This is a genomic window from Pseudomonas sp. 50_B, from assembly GCF_017491625.1.
Classification (GTDB): Bacteria; Pseudomonadota; Gammaproteobacteria; order Pseudomonadales; family Pseudomonadaceae; genus Aquipseudomonas; species Aquipseudomonas danubii.
In genome coordinates this window covers 164,876-183,211 of sequence record NZ_JAFGYX010000013.1, presented here as the reverse complement: position 1 = coordinate 183,211, position 18,336 = coordinate 164,876, and the positions used below count along the sequence as shown (strand labels likewise).

Annotated in this window: 13 protein-coding genes and 2 pseudogenes; 10 read left to right on the top strand and 5 right to left on the bottom strand. The window is 63.4% G+C overall.

Going from position 1 to position 18,336, the window contains the following annotated elements:
- The 4 genes and pseudogenes from J5M73_RS19785 to J5M73_RS19770 form a co-directional block, all read left to right on the top strand.
- Window positions 1–478: pseudogene (locus J5M73_RS19785) on the top strand (histone deacetylase); the annotation flags it as partial.
- A gap of 303 nt (window positions 479–781) precedes the next feature.
- Window positions 782–1,245, top strand: a pseudogene (locus J5M73_RS19780) (transposase); the annotation flags it as partial.
- Window positions 1,246–1,439: 194 nt separating this feature from the next.
- Window positions 1,440–2,453: a UDP-glucose 4-epimerase GalE gene (galE, locus tag J5M73_RS19775; protein ID WP_102865385.1), complete on the top strand. Its 1,014-nt coding sequence runs from the start codon at window positions 1,440–1,442 to the stop codon at window positions 2,451–2,453.
- A 185-nt stretch (window positions 2,454–2,638) separates the two neighbouring features.
- Window positions 2,639–3,871, top strand: coding sequence for a TIGR03862 family flavoprotein (locus J5M73_RS19770; RefSeq protein ID WP_102865384.1), 1,233 nt, complete (start codon window positions 2,639–2,641; stop codon window positions 3,869–3,871).
- 78 nt (window positions 3,872–3,949) lie between these two features.
- On the opposite strand, the gene J5M73_RS19765 is transcribed toward J5M73_RS19770, so the two are convergent.
- On the bottom strand, window positions 3,950–5,284 hold the full coding sequence (locus tag J5M73_RS19765) for a DEAD/DEAH box helicase (protein WP_207166606.1): 1,335 nt from the start codon (window positions 5,282–5,284) through the stop codon (window positions 3,950–3,952).
- A gap of 273 nt (window positions 5,285–5,557) precedes the next feature.
- Here J5M73_RS19765 and J5M73_RS19760 point away from each other — a divergent pair, with 273 nt between their 5' ends.
- The 3 genes from J5M73_RS19760 (at window position 5,558) to J5M73_RS19750 (ending at window position 12,771) form a co-directional block, all read left to right on the top strand.
- A complete protein-coding gene (locus tag J5M73_RS19760) occupies window positions 5,558–7,987 on the top strand; it encodes a discoidin domain-containing protein (RefSeq protein WP_207166607.1) in 2,430 nt (809 codons plus the stop codon).
- 337 nt (window positions 7,988–8,324) lie between these two features.
- Window positions 8,325–11,531, top strand: coding sequence for a discoidin domain-containing protein (locus tag J5M73_RS19755; protein WP_207816039.1), 3,207 nt, complete (start codon window positions 8,325–8,327; stop codon window positions 11,529–11,531).
- A gap of 178 nt (window positions 11,532–11,709) precedes the next feature.
- Window positions 11,710–12,771 carry an alpha/beta fold hydrolase gene (locus J5M73_RS19750; protein WP_243433864.1) on the top strand — a complete coding sequence of 354 codons (1,062 nt, stop codon included), beginning with the start codon at window positions 11,710–11,712 and terminating at the stop codon, window positions 12,769–12,771.
- Here J5M73_RS19750 and yedA read toward each other — a convergent pair whose 3' ends face one another.
- Window positions 12,772–13,680 carry a drug/metabolite exporter YedA gene (gene yedA / locus J5M73_RS19745; RefSeq protein ID WP_102865379.1) on the bottom strand — a complete coding sequence of 303 codons (909 nt, stop codon included), beginning with the start codon at window positions 13,678–13,680 and terminating at the stop codon, window positions 12,772–12,774.
- Between the two features lie 159 nt (window positions 13,681–13,839).
- On the opposite strand from yedA, the gene J5M73_RS19740 reads away from it, so the two are divergent.
- Window positions 13,840–14,292 carry an Lrp/AsnC family transcriptional regulator gene (locus J5M73_RS19740; RefSeq protein ID WP_060841229.1) on the top strand — a complete coding sequence of 151 codons (453 nt, stop codon included), beginning with the start codon at window positions 13,840–13,842 and terminating at the stop codon, window positions 14,290–14,292.
- Between the two features lie 15 nt (window positions 14,293–14,307).
- Here J5M73_RS19740 and J5M73_RS19735 read toward each other — a convergent pair whose 3' ends face one another.
- The 3 genes from J5M73_RS19735 to J5M73_RS19725 all read right to left on the bottom strand — a co-directional run bounded on the left by J5M73_RS19735 (window position 14,308) and on the right by J5M73_RS19725 (window position 16,328).
- On the bottom strand, window positions 14,308–14,919 hold the full coding sequence (locus J5M73_RS19735) for a 3'-5' exonuclease (protein WP_207816031.1): 612 nt from the start codon (window positions 14,917–14,919) through the stop codon (window positions 14,308–14,310).
- Window positions 14,920–14,946: 27 nt separating this feature from the next.
- Complete coding sequence (locus tag J5M73_RS19730) at window positions 14,947–15,426, bottom strand: NYN domain-containing protein (protein WP_207816029.1); 480 nt, start codon at window positions 15,424–15,426, stop codon at window positions 14,947–14,949.
- A 137-nt stretch (window positions 15,427–15,563) separates the two neighbouring features.
- Window positions 15,564–16,328 carry a DUF2076 domain-containing protein gene (locus tag J5M73_RS19725; RefSeq protein ID WP_207816027.1) on the bottom strand — a complete coding sequence of 255 codons (765 nt, stop codon included), beginning with the start codon at window positions 16,326–16,328 and terminating at the stop codon, window positions 15,564–15,566.
- A gap of 180 nt (window positions 16,329–16,508) precedes the next feature.
- Here J5M73_RS19725 and J5M73_RS19720 point away from each other — a divergent pair, with 180 nt between their 5' ends.
- Window positions 16,509–17,171 (top strand): YciC family protein, encoded by a 663-nt coding sequence (locus J5M73_RS19720; protein WP_102865376.1) that lies wholly within the window; start codon window positions 16,509–16,511, stop codon window positions 17,169–17,171.
- A gap of 87 nt (window positions 17,172–17,258) precedes the next feature.
- Complete coding sequence (locus J5M73_RS19715) at window positions 17,259–18,335, top strand: endonuclease/exonuclease/phosphatase family protein (RefSeq protein WP_102865375.1); 1,077 nt, start codon at window positions 17,259–17,261, stop codon at window positions 18,333–18,335.
- The last annotated feature ends 1 nt before the right edge of the window (window position 18,336 follow it).

Sequence of the window (18,336 nt, the reverse complement as noted above, 5' to 3'; positions counted from 1 at the left end):
GGTGGGGCGGGTTTTGATCTTCGACTGTGACGTGCATCAGGGCGATGGCACCGCTCGGATCCTGCAACATACCCCCGACGCGGTGACCGTCTCGTTGCACTGTGAAAAGAACTTCCCCGCACGCAAGGCCCAGAGCGACTGGGATATCCCGCTGCCCATGGGCATGGGCGACGCCGACTACCTCAAGGTGGTGGACGACGCTCTCAACTACCTGCTGCCCCTGTATCAGCCGGATCTAGTGCTCTACGACGCCGGGGTCGACGTGCACCAGGACGATGCCCTGGGCTACCTCAAGCTCACCGATGCCGGCCTGGCCGAGCGTGACGAGCGGGTCATGAGCCACTGCCTGGGCCGCGACATCCCGGTGGTCGGCGTGATCGGCGGTGGCTACAGCAAGGACCGCCAGGCCCTGGCCCGACGCCACGGCATCCTCCACCACAGCGCACAACGCGTCTGGGAGTCGTCAGGCTGCTACTGAGCCCTTGCGGCCTTACCCACATCCACTGTGGAGCCGCTTGTGGATAACCTGGGAGAAAGCCTCTACAGCCCTTGCTCTACGGGGCTTCAAGGCTATCGCCTGTTTTTTGATCAATGTCACCAGACGGTCATGTTGTTGTGGATCGCTTACCCCCAATACCTGTGGAGCTGCCTGTGGATAACCTGAGTGAAAGGCGCTAGATCCCTTGCTCTGCAAGGCTTGTAGAGCGGTGTCTGTTTTTTGATCAGGGTAGCGACACACCTCCCTGGCGTTTTTCGACGCCCACACTCGTTGCCAGATAACGGTTTGCTCGATAAGCCAGGTGGGGCCGTAAACCTTTTCTGCCCCGCGAAGCTGTGCGTCGCGTCCTTGAGCCAGTCACTCAACCTCGCATCGGTAAAGCTCGATGGAGTTGCCGAAGCATCATGCAGTCGCACGATTATGTGCGTCATGGCTCCGCCACGCTGTTCACGGCCTGGACTCACTTCAGGGGCATTTGATTAGGAATATTGAATATCAACATCGGCATCAACAGTGGCTGGAAGTTTCTCAAGAAGATCAATTGAGAAATACCCAAGCATCTACAACTGCATTTGATTACCGACAACTACCCCCCCCACAAACATCCCAATATGAAAGCGTCGCTGGAAAAACATAAACACTTCCAAGTGCATCCCCCCCCGACGTTCAGCTCTTGGATGAACATGGTCGAGCGCTTTTTCCGGGACATCACCGTGTACTTGTGTGAGGGGACCACGTTTGCGAGTGATCAAAAGCAAGATCTCGCGATCTGACAAGCGCACTGGACATCGGGCTTGACGCGAGCAAATTTTATTATGTTGTCAGAATGAAAGCGTTAAAAACCTATTGGCAGTGCTGTATCATTTTTCAAAATCCACCATCAGATCCAGATAATACTGCGGCCGGACTGTCAGCACTCACTTGAAACAGGCTCATAACTATGCGGTTCTTAATAACTGGCGGTGCAGGGTATATCGGTTCACACACATTGCTGGAATTGCTTCAAGCAGGCCACGAGGCGGTGGTTCTGGATAACCTGTGCAATAGTTCCATGCTCTCGCTACAGCGCGTGCAACAAATTACCGGTAGCACCCCTGTATTTGTTCAAGGTGATGTTTGCGACCGCGCCATCCTTGACCGTATTTTTACCCAGCACGAGATTGATGTGGTACTGCACTTCGCTGGCCTGAAAGCCGTCGGTGAGAGCGTAAAGCAGCCCTTGTCCTACTATCAGAACAACGTGAGTGGCAGCATCACCTTGTGCCAGGCCATGGCCACCGCAGGCGTCTACCGCCTGGTGTTCAGTTCCTCCGCCACAGTGTACGGCGACCCGGTGCAGATACCGATTGTCGAGAGCTGCCCGCTGGGAACACCTACCAACCCCTATGGCACCTCCAAGTTAATGGTCGAAAAGATGCTGCAGGATATGGCAACTGCCGATCCACGCTGGTCAGTTGCCCTGCTGCGCTACTTCAATCCGGTGGGCGCACATCAGAGTGGACTTCTGGGCGAGGACCCCAACGGCCTGCCGGAAAATCTACTGCCCTACATAAGCCGTGTCGCAGTGGGAAAACTCGAAAGGCTTTCCATCTATGGCAACGACTATCCGACCCCCGATGGCACCGGTGTTCGGGACTACATTCATGTCGTTGATCTTGCCAAAGGGCACGTAGCAGCCGTGAACTACATTTCCCAGCACACCGGTATAAATGCCTGGAACCTCGGGACTGGGGTGGGTTACTCAGTACTGGAGATGATCCAGGCCTTCGAGGACGCCTCTGGCTGCAGCATTCCCCACACGTTCTCCCCACGTCGCCAAGGCGACATTGCGCAATGCTGGTCAGACCCGTCCAAGGCACTTCAGGATCTGGGCTGGAAGGCGGAGCTCGGGTTGAAGGAGATGATGGAGGATACTTGGCGTTGGCAGTCGAATAACCCAGATGGGTACCGGTAGTTTTAGATGAAGACTGCACTGGCCGGCGCGACTGCTTCATGCGTTTACGGGGTTCGTGCAGGTTTAGTCAAGGACTTGGTTACTGCCGGTCATGACGTTGTACCAATGGCCGGCAACTCATCCAGCAACTGCTGTTCCCGAGCAGTGCTTACAATAACCACCCCTCCCATTTTCTAGGCTTTTTGATGTCCCCCTCCCCTACTTCCCACGTCGCGATCATCGGCGGCGGTCCCGCCGGCCTGATGGCTGCCGAGGTACTGAGCCAGGCCGGCGTTCGGGTCGATCTGTACGACGGCATGCCATCGGTGGGCCGCAAGTTCCTCCTGGCCGGGGTCGGTGGCATGAACATCACCCACTCCGAAGCCTACCCGGCCTTCCTCTCGCGCTATGCCGAGCGAGCCCCGCATATCGCCCCGCTGCTGCGCGAGTTCGGCGCCGAGGCCTTGTGCCAGTGGATTCACGGCCTGGGTATCGACACCTTCGTCGGCAGCTCGGGACGGGTCTTCCCCACCGACATGAAAGCCGCGCCGCTGCTGCGCGCCTGGCTCAAGCGCCTGCGCGACGCCGGGGTGGTTATCCACACCCGGCACCGCTGGCTGGGCTGGAATGCCGACGGCAGCCTGCGCATCCGGCACCCCGAAGGCGAGCGCGCGGTAGAGGCCGATGCCACCCTGCTGGCACTGGGCGGTGGCAGTTGGTCGCGCCTGGGTTCCGATGGAGCGTGGCTGCCCCTGCTGCAACAGCGCGGAGTGCAGGTAGCCCCCTTGCAACCAAGCAATTGCGGGTTCGAGGTCAGTGCCTGGAGCGAGTTGCTGCGCAGCAAATTCGCCGGGGCGCCGCTGAAGAACGTGGCCATTGGCCTCAATGACGACATCCCCCGGCTGGGGGAATGCGTGATCACTGCCAGCGGTATCGAAGGCAGTCTGATCTATGCCCTGTCGGCGCCGATCCGCGACAGCATCCACCAACACGGGCAAGCCACCATTCATATCGACCTGCTGCCGGGCAAGCCTCGGGACAAGGTCCAGGCCGCCCTGGCCAAGCCGCGTGGCTCGCGCTCCATGGCCAAGCACCTGCAGAGTCAGTTGGGGATCGAGGGGGTGAAAGCGGGGTTGCTGCGGGAGCTGACGGGCGCCGACACCTTCAACGATCCGGCGCGCCTGGCGGCGGCGATCAAGGCACTGCCCTTGACCCTGGTACGCCCACGGCCCCTGGACGAAGCCATCAGCAGCGCCGGCGGCGTCGCCTTCGAAGCGCTGGATGAAAGACTGATGCTGGAGCAACTGCCCGGGGTGTTCTGCGCCGGGGAAATGCTCGACTGGGAAGCCCCCACCGGCGGTTATCTGCTGACCGCCTGCTTTGCCAGCGGCCGTCGGGCCGGGCTGGGAATGCTGGAGTGGCTGCAACACCGGCCATAAATAGCTTCGCCGGCCAGCCGGCTCCTACGGGGGATTGTAGGAGCCGACTGGCCGGCGAAGAGGTCAGCACAATTCAGATCAAGGCTTGCGCTTGCGTGGCCCGGTGTTGAACGCCGGGACCTTGCGTACCGGTTTCACCGCCGGGGCTTCGGCCACTTCACCACTGTCCACCCACTTGCCCAGGTTGCGCTTGCCGCCACCGCCGGACGTTTTCGGTTTCTTGGGCTTTTTCGGTTTTTTCACCACCTGACCGCTGGCGTCGGTTTCCGGTACCCGGTGCTCGGGCTCGAAATCCTGCTCTTCATGGCGCTTCAAGGTCTGGCGAGTGAGCATCTCGATTGCCGACAGCAGGTTGACTTCGTCGGCACACACCAGGGAAATCGCCTCACCGGTAGAGCCGGCACGGCCGGTACGACCGATGCGGTGGATGTAGTCCTCAGCGACGATCGGCAGGTCGAAGTTGACCACCAGCGGCAGGTCTTCGATGTCCAGGCCACGGGCCGCCACGTCGGTGGCCACCAGGATCTGGATCTCGCTGGCCTTGAACCGGTCCAGGGCGCGCTGGCGCGTGGCCTGGGGCTTGTCGCCATGGATGCCGTCGGCGTTCACGCCCTGGCCCTGAAGCTTTTCCACCAGCGCATCCACGCCGTTGCGGGTCTTGGCGAACACCAGCACCTGCTTCCAGCGGTTCTTGCGCAGCAGGTGGCTGAACAGCTCCGGCTTGCGCTTCTTGTCCACCGGCACCACCCATTGCTTGACCGTGTTGGCGGCCACATTGCGCGGACTGACCTCGATGCTCAGCGGGTCGTTGAGCATCTGCCCGGCCAGTTGGCGGATGGCGTCGGAGAACGTGGCGGAGAACAGCAGGGTCTGGCGCTTCTTCGGCAGCGCGGCATAGATGCTCTTGAGCTCCTCGGAGAAGCCCAGATCCAGCATGCGGTCGGCCTCATCCAGCACCAGGGTCTGCAACTGGCTGAACTTCACCGCGTTCTGGCGGAACAGGTCCAGCAGACGCCCCGGGGTCGCCACCAGCAGATCGATACCTTTGCGCAGTTTCATCATCTGCGGGTTGATGCTGACCCCGCCGTACACCGCGTAGGTGCGCAGCGGCAGGTGCTCGGCGTACTGACGCACGCTTTCGTGGACCTGTTCGGCCAGCTCCCGGGTCGGCACCAGGATCAGCGCGCGCACCGAGTTGCTGTCGACCTTCGGCCCTTCCATGGTCAGCAACTGCAGCAGCGGCAAGGCAAAACCGGCAGTCTTGCCGGTGCCGGTCTGGGCCGCCGCCATCAGGTCACGACCGCCCAGCACCGCCGGAATGGCTTGTGCCTGTACCGGGGTCGGGGTCTGGTAGCCGAGGGTTTCAAGGGCGCGCAGCAAGGGGTCGATCAGGCCAAGAGTGGCGAATGTCATTGGGGGTACCGTAGGAAAAAGTCAGCACAGGGAGGCAATGGCCGGCAGTTTACCGCACTTTTGCGCGCTTGCTTTCCCGACCGCCGCTTGGCATCTCCGGCCACCCACCGTCTCGTACATGACCGAAAAGGCCTGGCGGACATGTACAAGCAACAGGTCGATTCATAAGATTCATCGCGCCGGCAAACCTCCCAAACACACCTCATCAGCGCCTGTTACTCAACGATTCCCCAAACAGGTTTCGCACTGCGCTGTGCCTTTCCTGGAGTGGTTATGCCCCACCGCACATTGCCTCCCCTTTCCCTGGCCGACGCCATCCGCGCAGCCGGCCTGGGTGCCGTCCTGCTCATGCCCTTGGCCAACCCGGCCCTGGCCGACGAGACATCACCCGCCACATCTGCCGTTGCCAGCGCCGCGGTGATCAGCGGCCCGTTCATCGACATCCAGGCCTTGAACCCCGATCCCAGGCTGCGCAACGCGCCTGCCGCCAGTACCGAGCGCCTGACCCAGGCCACCGGACTGAGCATCGGCGCCCTGCGCCTGGATCAGGACGATCGCTTCAAGGACATCAAGGTCCTGGTGGGCCGGGCCCAGGGCCCCGCTCGCCTGGCATTCGGTGAAAGCAATGTCATCGTCACTGCCCGCAGCGACGGCAGCTTCATTGCCCTGCTACCCAATGCCACCATTCGCGGCGATGCCAATGGCCAGCAGACGCTGATCCCCGCCGAAACCAGGCACTCCCATGCGCCCGGCAACATCGACTATGTGCAGTCCGAGCAAGCCCAGGAGCCCAACCTGCTGCAGACTCGCAACGGCCAGCGCAGCTTTCAGGTCGACCGCAACGCCCAGGGCGAAACCGTCATCGATCTGCTGGCCGGTTTCTCCCAGGCCGCCGCCGACTACATCGGCGACCACGAAGCCTACGCCCTGGCCCAGGTCGCCTCGGTCAACCATGCCTTGCGCCAGTCACAGATCGAAGGGGTACGCCTGCGCCTGGTGGGCACCCAGGTGATTGCCGAGGATCACCCGATCACCTCCGGCCCCGACGGCACCATGCGCAAGGTCAGTACCCTGTTCGCCGAGGGCATGCGGCAATACAGCCCCGACCTGGTGACCGGGTTCTTCGTCGGCACCCCGGGGGTCGACACCATGCTCGGCTGGGGCAATATCAACGGCCGCTACTCGATCAACAACATCAAGTCCCCCACCACCTTCCGCCACGAGGTGGGGCACAACATCGGCGGCGATCATTGCTCGGACGGCAGCAGCGACCGTTTCGGCTACCACAACGGCCGGGTGGGCACGATCCTGTGTGGCAACCACGTGGGCTACTACTCCAACCCGGAGGTCAGGGACAACCTGGGCGTGCCCCTGGGCCAGCTGGGCACCGCCAACATGGCCCGCCTGTGGCGTGAAGGCGCCCAGCGCATGTCCGCCTACAGCCCGGCGGTGATTCCCATGGATCACGAGGAAGCCCAACCGCTGCTGAGCAAATCCATCGACCTGCGACGGGACGCGATCCACTACGAGGCTCTGGACATTCCCGAGGGCACCGAGCGCCTGGCGTTGTCGATCAACCACGGCCCGCGCCATGAACGCGCGGGCAAGGTGCAACTGCTGCTCAAGCACGGCGCCCGCCCCAGCGCCAGCGACTATGACTACCGCTCCCTGGAAAACCATGGCGTCGCCCTGGGGGTCAATCATCCCAAGCCCGGACGCTGGTACGTCGGGGTACGAGCCGAGAAGAACAAGAGCGCCAGCGACCAGTTGCTCGAAGGCCATGTCTTCGCCAAGACCCGGGAAACCAGCCAGGCTCGCTACCTGCGCTTTGTCGCCACGTCGTCGATCAACGGCAGCAACGTCGCCAGCATCGCCGAACTGCTGCTGGCCGACGCCAAGGGCAAGCCGCTGCCAAGAAGCGGCTGGCGCGTCCACTCGGTCAACGGCAAGACCTCCGGCATCGACAACAGCCTGTGGTTCGTCGATGGCAAACCGAGCTCGTACTGGAGTTCGGGCAGCGCCCGCTATCCCCACGAGATCATCATCGACCTCGGAGCAGAGCGGGGCTTCTCCTCCTTGAACTACCTGCCGCGGCAAAACAACGATGCCGCCGGCAACATCAAGGGCTACGAAGTGTATGGCGGCGACAGCCCGACCAGCGCCTGGGCGCTGCTGGCCAAAGGCGAGTTCAGTGCCGACAACGAGGTCAAGTCCGTTGCCCTCAAGCCAGTCGAGGCCAGCCTGCCACCTGTCGCCGTAATCAGCGGTCGTAGCCAGGCCAACGCCGGTGAACGGGTGCTGCTGGATGCCTCGGGCTCCAGCGACCCACAAGGCAAAGCCTTGAGCTTTGCCTGGCAAGTCACGCCGGCACTGGACTTCAGCCATGACGGCGCAAGCGTCAGCTTCAACGCCCCGCAGCTCAAGCAGGACACCCGCTACCGCTTCACCCTGAGCGTGGACAACGGCCAGAAAACCGCCACCGCCGAGCACAGCGTCACGGTCCTCGCCCCACCGCAAACGGCGCCCGGCTGCACAGCTGCCTGGAATCGCAGCAAGGCCTACCTGGGCGGTCAGAAAGTCAGCCACAACGGGCGCTTCTTCCTCGCCCGCTGGTGGACCCAAGGCCAGGAGCCGGGCAACCCGGCGTTCACCGGGCCGGACTTCAGCGGCAAGGTCTGGAACGACCTCGGCCCCTGTCACTGACAGCCGCCGGGGGCTTCACGCCCCCGGCAACCAGCCCCCTTCCCCCAGCACAGGCGACGGCTCCTGCGGCCGCTGCCTGCGTGACCTCGCCAACCTCTCTGTGGCACCGCACCCATGCTGTTGTTTAGCGGCCTGGACGCTCCGCCCCACCCACTCCGGCGATCCTGCCAGGCACCTAGGACCGGTACGAAAAGCCCCCTGTTCGATGTACGCCCGGAGCGCCCCTGCCTATGATGCCCTCCGCCGGCAAAACTCCTTATCCACCTTCTCAGCGCGGACGCTTTAGCGGTCCTGTTCGCCAGGTTTCGCACCGCGCCGAGACTTTCCAGGAATAGTTATGTCGAGCTTCAGATTGACTGCCTTGTCCCGCGCTACCCGCCTTTGGGGCGCCAGCCTGGGCGCCGCCCTGCTCTTGCCCCTGGGCATGGTGCAGGCCGATGTCGGCCAGCCCACTCCCGATGCGACTCAGGGCGCGACGGTGACCCAGGGTCACTTCATCAACCTGCCGATGCCCGGTGCCAGGGCCATGCCATTCGGCGCGGCCGAAACCGGCACCGAACAGCTGCAACAGGTCACCGGGATGCGCATCCGCAGCCTGGTCCCGCAACAGGACGATACCTTCAAGGATCTGCGGGTCATGACCGGCCAGCTGGAAGGACGTGCCCGTACCCTCAGCGCCCCCGGAGAGATGACCCTCGCCGCGCGTCCCGACGGCAGCTTTCTCGCCCTGTTGCCGGACGCCAATGCGATCATTCGCGGCGACGCCAACGGCCAGCAGTCGTTGATCCACCTCGACCCCGGGGCGGCCTTTGACCCGTCGAGCGTCGACTACATCGCCAATGACGGCAGCGAGCCGCCAGCCCAGAAGGAATCACGCAGCGGCCTGCGCAGTTTCCAGGTCGACCGCAACGTCCAGGGCGAAACCGTGATCGACTTGCTGGCCGGGTTCTCCCAGGCCGCCGCCGACTACATCGGTGACCACGAAGCCTACGCCCTGGTCCAGGTGGCCTCGGTCAACCGCGCCTTGCAACAGTCCAAGGTGCAGGGCGTGCGCCTGCGCCTGGTGGGCACTCAAGTTGTGCCAAAGGATGTCGCCATCACCAGCCCCAACCTGAATCAGGTGCGCAACGTCTTCGCCGAAGGCATGCGCCGCTACAGCCCGGACGTGGTAGCCAGCTTCGTCGTTGGCATCCCCGGGGAGAACACCGCTGTGGGTTGGGGCCAGCGACCCGGGCGCTACACCATCAACTCCATCAAATCGTCCACCGTGTTCCGCCACGAACTGGCCCACAACATCGGCGGTAGCCACTGCTCCGATGGCAGCCACTACCGCTTCGGTTACAACAACGGTCGGGTCGGCACTATCCTCTGCGGCAACCATGTGGGCTATTTCTCCAACCCGGACGTCAAGGACAGCCGCGGCGTGCCGCTGGGCAACGCGACAACCGCCAACATGGCCCGGGTCTGGCGGGAAAACGCGGCGCTGATGTCGGCCTACAGCCCTTCCGTGATTCCGCTCGAACAGGAGCAAAGCACCTCGATCCTCAACCAGAAAGTCAGCCTGGCCAGCGGCCAGACGCGCTACTTCCCGGTGGATGTGCCCGAAGGCACCCGGCGCCTGGTATTCACCGTGGTGGACGGCGAACTTACCGAGAAGGCCGGCCAGATCCAGTTGCTGCTCAAGCGCGGCGCCCAGCCCAGCGGCTCGAGCTACGACTATCGCTCGGCACGCAGCCACAACGTCTCCCTGGGGGTCAACAACCCGCAGCCGGGACGCTGGTACCTCGCGGTCAACACCGACCACCGCGCCACCCAGGACCAGGTGCTTGAAGGCCACGCCTATGGCCTGACCCAGGACACGGCCCAGGGCCGCTACCTGAAATTCGTCGCCACCTCCGCGGTGGACGGCAAGGACAACGCCAGCGTCGCCGAACTGCTGCTGGTGGATGCCAAGGGCAAGGCCCTGCCCCGCAATAGCTGGAAGGTCATGTCCACCAGCAGCGCGGTGCCTGGCGCAGCGGTCGGCAACCACGCCATCGACGGCAACCCCAACTCCTACTGGAGCACGGCGGCGGGTGCGCGCTACCCCCATGAAATACTGATCGACCTGGGAGCCGACAGCCGTTTCTCGCAACTGCACTACCTGCCGCGCCAGGACGCCGGCCTGAGCGGCAACATCAAGGGCTATCAGGTCTATGGCAGCAGCAGCGTCAACGGCGGCTGGACCCTGCTGGCCGACGGCGAATTCAGCGCCGACAACGAGGTCAAGGCCGCGTCCCTCAAGCCCGTGAATGCCGGTGAACCTCCGGTGGCGGTGATCAGCGGCAAGACCGAAGCCAACGCCGGGGACAGGATCGTCCTCGATGCCTCGGCCTCCAGCGATCCCCAGGGCAATGCCCTGAGCTTCGCCTGGGAAGCCTCGCCGCGCCTGGACTTCGACTACGACGGCGCGCGCATCAGCTTCACCGCGCCCGAGCTGCAGGAAGACACCCGCTACCGTTTCACCCTGACCCTGAGCAACGGCAAGCAGAGCAGCACCCGGACCCACGAGATGCTGATCAAGGGCAAGGCCGGCACCGCCAGTTGCAAACCGGAATGGACGCTCAGAGGCACTTACGTCGGCAACGATGTGGTGCAGTGGAAAGGTCGTCAGTACCAGGCTCGCTGGTGGACCTCCGGCGCCGAGCCGGGCCTGGCCAGCACCACCGGCCCAGACGGCGCCGGCAAGGTCTGGCGGGACCTGGGCCCGTGCCAGAGCGAGGGTGAGGAACCGGTCGAGCCACCGGTGGAGGAAGTCAAACCGCCGGTGGCCGTGATCGGCGGTACCAGCCAGGCCAAGCCGGGCGAAACGGTCTACCTCAACGCCAGCGGGTCCAGTGACCCGGCGGGCCTGAAGCTCAGCTACAGCTGGAGCGTCAACCCTAGCGTCGCCTTTGAAGCCGCTGGCGACCTGATGAAGTTCGTCGCCCCGAAGGCCGAGCAGGATGTCACCTACAACGTCAACCTGACGGTGAACAACGGCAAGCACAGCGCCACCCGCACCCATCAGGTCAAGGTCCTGGCCGAGAAGCCGGCGCCGGTCAAGCCGCCGGTGGCGAGCATCGCCGGCGTCAGCCAGGCCAAGGGCGGTGAAACGGTGACCCTGGATGCCGCAGGCTCCAGCGATCCGGCCGGTCTGGCGCTGAGCTACCAATGGACCGTGACGCCCAGCATCGCCTTCCAGGCCTCAGGGTCGAAACTGACCTTTGTCGCGCCCAAGAGCGACAAGGACACCAGCTACCGCTTCACCCTGAACCTGGGCAACGGCAGCCACACGGTCAGCCGCGACCATAGCGTGACCGTGCTGGCCGACAGCGTGGAAACGCCAGCCGGTTGCCTGGGCGCCTGGAGCCGTCAAGGTACCTACCTGGCCAACGACAAGGTCAGCCACAACGGCCGCTACTACATCGCCCGCTGGTGGACCAAAGGCAACGAGCCGTCTGCTGCCACTGTCGGTGGCGAAGGCAGTGGCAAGGTCTGGCGCGACGCCGGCGCCTGTAACTGATGCCTGAGGCGTGACCGCTTGCTCCGCAATCCGGTCACCCTTTCCCGGCCACTTCAGGTAAAAGGATGGGCGGCGACTGCCATCAGTCGCCGTCCGCCCTCTGCCGCTGAACGCCGTCGACTCCTCCAAGGCGCGCCCCCACTGGCAGAACACCGATGCTTTGCCAATGGAGATCCGAATGCGCAAATCTGCCCTGTCCGCATGGATGCTAGCGGGCCTTTCCCTTTCCCTGTGCCTGTCCCAGGTGCAGGCCGCCGAACTCATCGGCTTTCGTGAAGTGACGCTGGCGGACGCCAGTCAGCAGCGCCCCCTGCATGTCGCCCTCTGGTACCCCACCACGGCCACCGTCCCCCTCCTGCCATCGGCTGAAAACCCAATTTTTCAGGGTGTAGCGACCATCAAGAATGCCTCCCCTAGCGGCTCTGCCCATCCGCTTGTGGTGCTATCCCATGGCTATCGCGGCAACTGGCGCAATCTCAGCTGGCTGGTATCGAGCCTGGTGGACCAAGGCTATATAGTCGCGGCTCCCGACCATCCGGGCACCACCACATTCGACCAGCGCCCCGCGGAAGCCGCCAAGCTCTGGGAGCGCCCGCGTGACCTGAGCCGGGTCATCGACAGGCTCACCCGCGATAACACCCTGGCCGGCACGATCAACCCGCAGCGCATCGCCGCCATCGGCCACTCCCTGGGCGGCTGGACGGTCACCGCGCTGGCCGGCGCCCGCTACAGCCCGGAACGTTACCTGGAGGAATGCCGGCTGCATCCCAATCCACGCCTTTGCCACATAGCTCCGGAACTGGGAATCACCGCGCACAATCAGGGCCCGCTGAGCACCGATCTGCGGGACCCGCGAGTCAAGGCCGTCGTTGCGCTGGACCTGGGGTTCGCCCGCGGCTTTACCCCCGAAAGTTTGTCGACACTGCACACACCGGTTCTGGTCCTGGGGGCCGGAGTGAACATCGCGGACATGCCCGTGGAAGAAGAGTCGGGCTATCTGAACGCCCATCTGGCGTCCCCGCCTTCGCGCTATGAGGTCCTGGCCAATGCCAGCCACTTCAGCTTCATGCAAGTCTGCAAGCCAGGCGCCGTGGCCCTGCTCAAGGAAGAGGCGCCTGGGGATGAGATTATCTGCCGCGATGGCGATGCCGGTGATCGCCAGGGCATCCACCGGCAGGTGGCAAAGCTGATCGGCGACTTTCTGGATCAGAAGCTTGCCGGCCAACCACCGGCAGGCTGATCAGACAACCTCTTGCTGAGGAGCGGCTTTCGGCTTGCGCCACTGGGGCAGGCCGATCAGCACCACCGCGCTGATGATCACCAGCATGGCCAGGCCCTCCTCGATGCCGATGGTTTCACCGACAAAGACGATCCCCAGCAGCACCGCCACCGCCGGATTGACGTAGGCATAGCTAGTGGCCGCGGCCGGCCGCACGTGCTTGAGCAGGTACATGTAGGCGTTGAAGGCGATGATCGACCCGAAGCCGGCCAGATAGGCCAGGGCCAACCAGCCTTCCAGGGGCGGCATGGCGTCCAGATGCTCGCCGCTCAAGACGCTGCCGATCATCAGCACCACGCCACCGACGAGCATTTCCGCAGCGCTGGCCATGGCCCCCTGGGGCAGCGGCAGGTGCCTGCTCCACACTGAACCGAAGGCCCAGGCCGCAGCGGCGAAGAGCAGCAAGGCCGCACCCAGCGGGCTGGATTGCAGGTTGGAACCCAGGTTGAGCATGCCGATACCGATCATCCCGAGGATGATCCCGGCCCACTCCAGACGCGTGTTGCGTGCACCCCAGAAATAGCCGCAGAGCAAGGTGAACAAAGGCACCGTGGCCACCGCCAGGGCCGCCACTCCAGAGGTCACCCCAGAGTGTTCGGCCAGCGTCACCGCACCGTTGCCGCAACTTAGCAGCAACACGCCGATGATCCCCGCGGCCTTCCATTGCGCCCAGGTCGGTGCCGGAACCCCGCGCCAGCGCAGGAAGGCATACATCAAGCTGCCGGCGATGATGAAACGCACACCGCCGAGCATCAACGGTGGCCAGTACTCGACGCCGATGCGGATCACCAGATAGGTCGACCCCCAGATCACGTACAGGGCAAAAAAGGCGGCAATCAACGGCAAGGGAAAACGGCTTTGGCCAGGCATGGGGGCAGCTCGGAGCAGGCAGGGGGAGAACTATTCTAGAAAGGTGACCCGGGGAACTTAAGTTACAAAAAGTGTTTATAACGGCAGTACACTTTCCAAAACATGGAGTTCCGGGCTATATGCCGTGCTTTCGAAAGTCGTACCTATTAGAGGCCTTCCATGGACAAATACGATCGCTTGCTCCTGGCCAGCCTGCTGGAAAATGGCCGGGCGAGTTACGCCGAGCTGGCGCGCAAGGTCAACCTCTCGGCGCCGGCAGTGGCCGAGCGCGTGGCCAAGCTGGAGGCCAGCGGCGTGATCACCGGTTATCAGGCCAAGGTCGACATGGCCAAGGTGGGGCTGCCGATCCAGTGCGTGATCGAACTGCGCCTGGCCCAGCATGGCAACCAGAAGAACTATGACGAACTGATCAAGATCCCCCAGCTCACCGAGTGTCATCGGGTGACGGGAGATCCTTGCGTGATCATGCAGGCTGCCGTGGGCTCGATGCCGGAGCTGGAGGAACTGATCAATCGCGTGGCCCAGTTCGGTTTCAGCAAGACTTCCATCGTGCTGTCCAGCGCCATCGAACGGCGGGTGCCCCTGGGGCAACTGGAAAGCAACGGCAAATGAATCCGGAGCCTGGGCTCAGCCCCCGCGCTGACGTTTGAGGTGCTCGGGGATCTTGGCCGCCGGGACTTTCTGCAGCTTGCAGAGAAAGTCGTGGGACAGCTCACGCACGCCATGGGTGTGCCGCAGCTCGCTCGCCAGATGCGCCACCAGGTTGGCGGCCATTTCCGCATCGGCCATGGCCCGGTGCGCCTGACCGGTGTGGGGCAAGCCGGCGAATGAGGTCAGGGTGCCCAGCTTGTGGTTCGGCGCCGCCGGCATCAGGCGCCGGGCCAGCAGCAGGGAACAGGCGAAATTCTGCAAGCGGGTGCGCTTGATCCGCCCCAGTTCGAAATCCCAGAACTTCTGGTCGAAGGCCGCGTTGTGGGCCAGCAACGGCGTGGTGCCGACAAACTCGTTGACCTCGTTCATCACCTGATCCGCTGGCGGGGCGCTGCGCAGCATGGCGTTGCTGATGCCGGTCAGTTGTTCGATAAAGCCCGGCACCCGCACGCCGGCATTCATCAGGCTCTGGTAACGCTCGACGATGCGCCCCTGCTCAAGAATCACCACGGCGATTTCCGTGGCCCGGCAACTGCTGCTCGGGGAGATTCCGGTGGTTTCAAAGTCGATGACGGCAATACGTTCCAAACCTGTGCAGCTCCGTATAAAAAATGATCAGCTTTTCAGCAGCAAGGCGCCTTCGATCGGCACATAGCGGGTAGCGGCGCGAATCAGCGAATTGGCAGTCAGACCCGGCACGCCATAAGCCACCGCGCTGACCCCATGCTTGTGGATGATGCGCTCGAGCAGCAGGTCGAAGTCGCCGTCGCCGGAGGCCAGCACCACTTCCTCGACCTGGGCGGCGGCGTCCATGATGTCGATGGTGATGCCCACGTCCCAGTCGCCCTTGGCCGAGCCATCGCTGCGCTGAATGTAGGGTTTGAGTTTTACCGTGAAGCCCAGGTTGCGCAGGATCTGCTGAAACTGCTGCTGCTTGCTGTCACCGCGATCGATGGCATAGGCATAGGCTTCGACGATCTGCCCTTGCTTACTGATATCCGCCCACAGCGCCGCGTAGTTGAAGTGACAACCATAGGCCTGGCGGACGGTGTAATAGAGGTTCTGGACGTCGGCGAACACCGCGATTTTCTTCACCGCTAATCCTCATGGCGCAGCAGCGCAGGGGCTGGAACGGGGCTCAAGACCCGAAAAGTCGCCCAGTATGCCAGTCACAAGGAATGTTCCGCGAATAATCGGTCCGGGGCAGGTGCCTGCCCCGGACCGACGGAGCCTCAGACGAAGGAATCGTCGTCGGAGAAGAACGAACTGTCGTCGTTGCCGTAATCGGCGTTGCTGAAGCCGCCCTGGTCGCTGTTGCCCCAGGAGTCGTTGTTGGCCAGCCGCTGATCGTCATTGCCCCAGCCACTGTTGTCGCTGGCCGGTGCCGGTTCTTCCTTGATGACTTCGACGACTTCCTGAGGCTGCTGGTTGCTGTGGAACAGGCTGCTGATGCCCTGGGCCAGCATCACCCCGCCGGCCACGCCGGCTGCGGTTTTCAAGGCCCCACCGAGGAAGCTGCTGCCGGCAGCCGGTGCCGGTTGCGGCGCATAGTTCTGCTGCGGGGCACCGAAATTCTGCTGCGGTGGCGCGCCAAAGGAAGAGCGCGACGGCTCACGCCAGCCACCGCCGGAGGATGGCGCCACACTCGGGGCCTGCGCGGGAGCCGGTTGCGACTCGCGGGAACCGCCGAAGATGCTCGACAGAAAGCCGCCACTGGCCGCCGGAGCTGCAGCGCGGGCCTGGGAGCGAGCCTGTTGCAGTTCGGCCTGCAACTGCTGCACTTGCTGGTTCAATTGTTTGTTCTGCTCATCGAGGCTTTTCAGGGCAGCCTCCTGCACCAGGATCGCCTGGGTCATGAAATACCCGGCCGCAGGCTGGCGGATCAGGTGTTCCTTGATCCGCGCTTCGGCCTGGGCGTCACGTGGAGCTGAGTCCGTCTCGGCTTGTTGCAACCGTGAAAACAGTCCATCGATCAGGGTTTGCTCTTCGCTGTTCATGGCGACCTCTTTAGATTGCCGGTAAAAATCTGGTCCGTGCCCCCACAGGGCCGCGGTACGCACCAGTTATGGGGTTGGGGCGACGACTTTCAATGGTCTTTACTCAAGGTTTACGTTTGCTCCCGAGGAGCCAGCTTCGGTTAAAGTGTTCAACCGCTTGGTCAACTGCGATCCCCATCAATGACTCCGTTAGATGTTCTGCGCGACTCTTTCTATTTTTTCCAACGCAACTTCGGCCGCATCGCCCAACTGTGCCTGCCCCTGGTGATTCTCGAAGCGCTGCTGCAACAAGGCGTCAGCAGCGCCCTGGGCGAGAATGCCTTTCCCGGCTCCAGCGTGGTGGTGGGGCTCTTGCTCTATCCGCTGTACACCGGCGCGCTGATCCTGTTTCTCGACGCCCGCACCCGGGGGGAATCGCCTCGCAACCGTGATCTTTGGGCCATGGCCCTGAGCCTGTGGCCGCGCTTCGCCGTGCTGACGGCGGTCAGCACGCTGCTGATTCTTCTCGGGCTGTCGCTGTATTTGCTGCCGGGGCTGTGGCTGATGGTGGTGCTGGCCTTCGCCGAGTACCTGCTGGTGCTCAAGGGCCTGGCGCCCCTGGCGGCCATCAAGGAAAGCCTGCGTCTGAGCCGCGGGCACTTCCTGCGCATCCTGTTGTGCATCCTGGCGGTCATGGCCCCGTTGTGGCTGCTCAAAGGGGCGAGCGAAACCGCCTATCCCGATCCGCACAACCCGATCCTGTCCCTGGCCATCGACAGCGCTTACAGCTTCCTGCAGCTGTTCACCAGCGTGGTGCTGTTCCGCCTGTTCATGCTCATCAACGAGCCAACGGACAACCGCTGATTCACCTTGCGGCCGCTCTACCCCTTGGGTGAGCGCCGCGCACTCGGTTATGCTCCGGCCCATCCTGCAACGCCATAAGCCGAGCCGATGACCCGTCTACTGCGCATCACCCTGTTGAGCCTGCTCCTGATCGGCCTGGTACTGGCCGGCCTGATCTACAGCCTGACCTGGCGCCCTCTGCCCAAGGAAACCCTGACGGTCAGTTGCAGCGCCCAGGCCACGCCGCTGGTGCCGGGCCAGGCACTCAAGGTGATGACCTGGAACCTGCAGTACCTGGCGGGCAAGCGCTACGTGTTCTGGAACGACCAGGCCCGGGGCGAGGACGAACGTCCGACCCTGGAAGACATGGCCTTCAGCCTCGACGAAGTGGCCCGGGTCATCCGCGACGAACAGCCGGACCTGGTGCTGCTGCAGGAAGTGGACAACGGCGCCAAGGCCAGCGCCTACCAGGATCAACTCAAACTCCTGCAGGAGCGGCTCGCCGACCTCTACCCCTGCAGCACCCAGGCTTACGACTGGAAGGCGGACTTCGTGCCCTCGCCGCACATTTTCGGCAGCGTCGGCCGACAACTGGCGACCCTCAGCCGCTACCGCATCGATCACGCCGAACGCTTGCAACTGCCGGTTGCCCCGCACCCGCTCATCAGCCGGCAGTTCCAGCCCAAGGACGCCCTGCTGCTGAGCTACCTGCCCCTGAGCGATGGCGGCCAACTGGTGGTGCTGAACACCCATCTGGAACGTGCACAGCGCGCCGACGACACTCAGCACAAGCAGGTGACGGCCATTGCCAAGGTTCTGGACAAACTGGAGAGCCGCGGCACCCCCTGGCTGATTGGCGGCGATTTCAACCTGCTGCCCCTGAGCCAGTACCAACGCCTGAGCGAAGAACAGCGCGCGCCCTACAACGCTGACAGCCCGCTGCACCTGCTGTGGGACAAGTACCCGATGATCCCCAGCAACACCCAGGCCAGTGGGGTCGACCGTGCTCGCTGGCTGACCCACTACCCCAACGACCCGAGCCTCGACGGCCCGGATCGCACGGTGGACTACCTGTTCTACAGCCCACGACTGAAGCGGGTTGAATCCCGAGTACGCCAGGACGACACCCAGCGCATCTCCGACCACCTGCCGGTGCTTGCCCGGTTCCTGTTGCCGGCGTTGTAAC

Coding starts and splice junctions, on each gene's coding strand:
- galE (WP_102865385.1), top strand. CDS start 1,440: ATGCGGTTCTTAATAACTGGCGGTGCAGGGTATATCGGTTCACACACA.
- J5M73_RS19770 (WP_102865384.1), top strand. CDS start 2,639: ATGTCCCCCTCCCCTACTTCCCACGTCGCGATCATCGGCGGCGGTCCC.
- J5M73_RS19765 (WP_207166606.1), bottom strand. CDS start 5,284: ATGACATTCGCCACTCTTGGCCTGATCGACCCCTTGCTGCGCGCCCTT.
- J5M73_RS19760 (WP_207166607.1), top strand. CDS start 5,558: ATGCCCCACCGCACATTGCCTCCCCTTTCCCTGGCCGACGCCATCCGC.
- J5M73_RS19755 (WP_207816039.1), top strand. CDS start 8,325: ATGTCGAGCTTCAGATTGACTGCCTTGTCCCGCGCTACCCGCCTTTGG.
- J5M73_RS19750 (WP_243433864.1), top strand. CDS start 11,710: ATGCGCAAATCTGCCCTGTCCGCATGGATGCTAGCGGGCCTTTCCCTT.
- yedA (WP_102865379.1), bottom strand. CDS start 13,680: ATGCCTGGCCAAAGCCGTTTTCCCTTGCCGTTGATTGCCGCCTTTTTT.
- J5M73_RS19740 (WP_060841229.1), top strand. CDS start 13,840: ATGGACAAATACGATCGCTTGCTCCTGGCCAGCCTGCTGGAAAATGGC.
- J5M73_RS19725 (WP_207816027.1), bottom strand. CDS start 16,328: ATGAACAGCGAAGAGCAAACCCTGATCGATGGACTGTTTTCACGGTTG.
- J5M73_RS19720 (WP_102865376.1), top strand. CDS start 16,509: ATGACTCCGTTAGATGTTCTGCGCGACTCTTTCTATTTTTTCCAACGC.
- J5M73_RS19715 (WP_102865375.1), top strand. CDS start 17,259: ATGACCCGTCTACTGCGCATCACCCTGTTGAGCCTGCTCCTGATCGGC.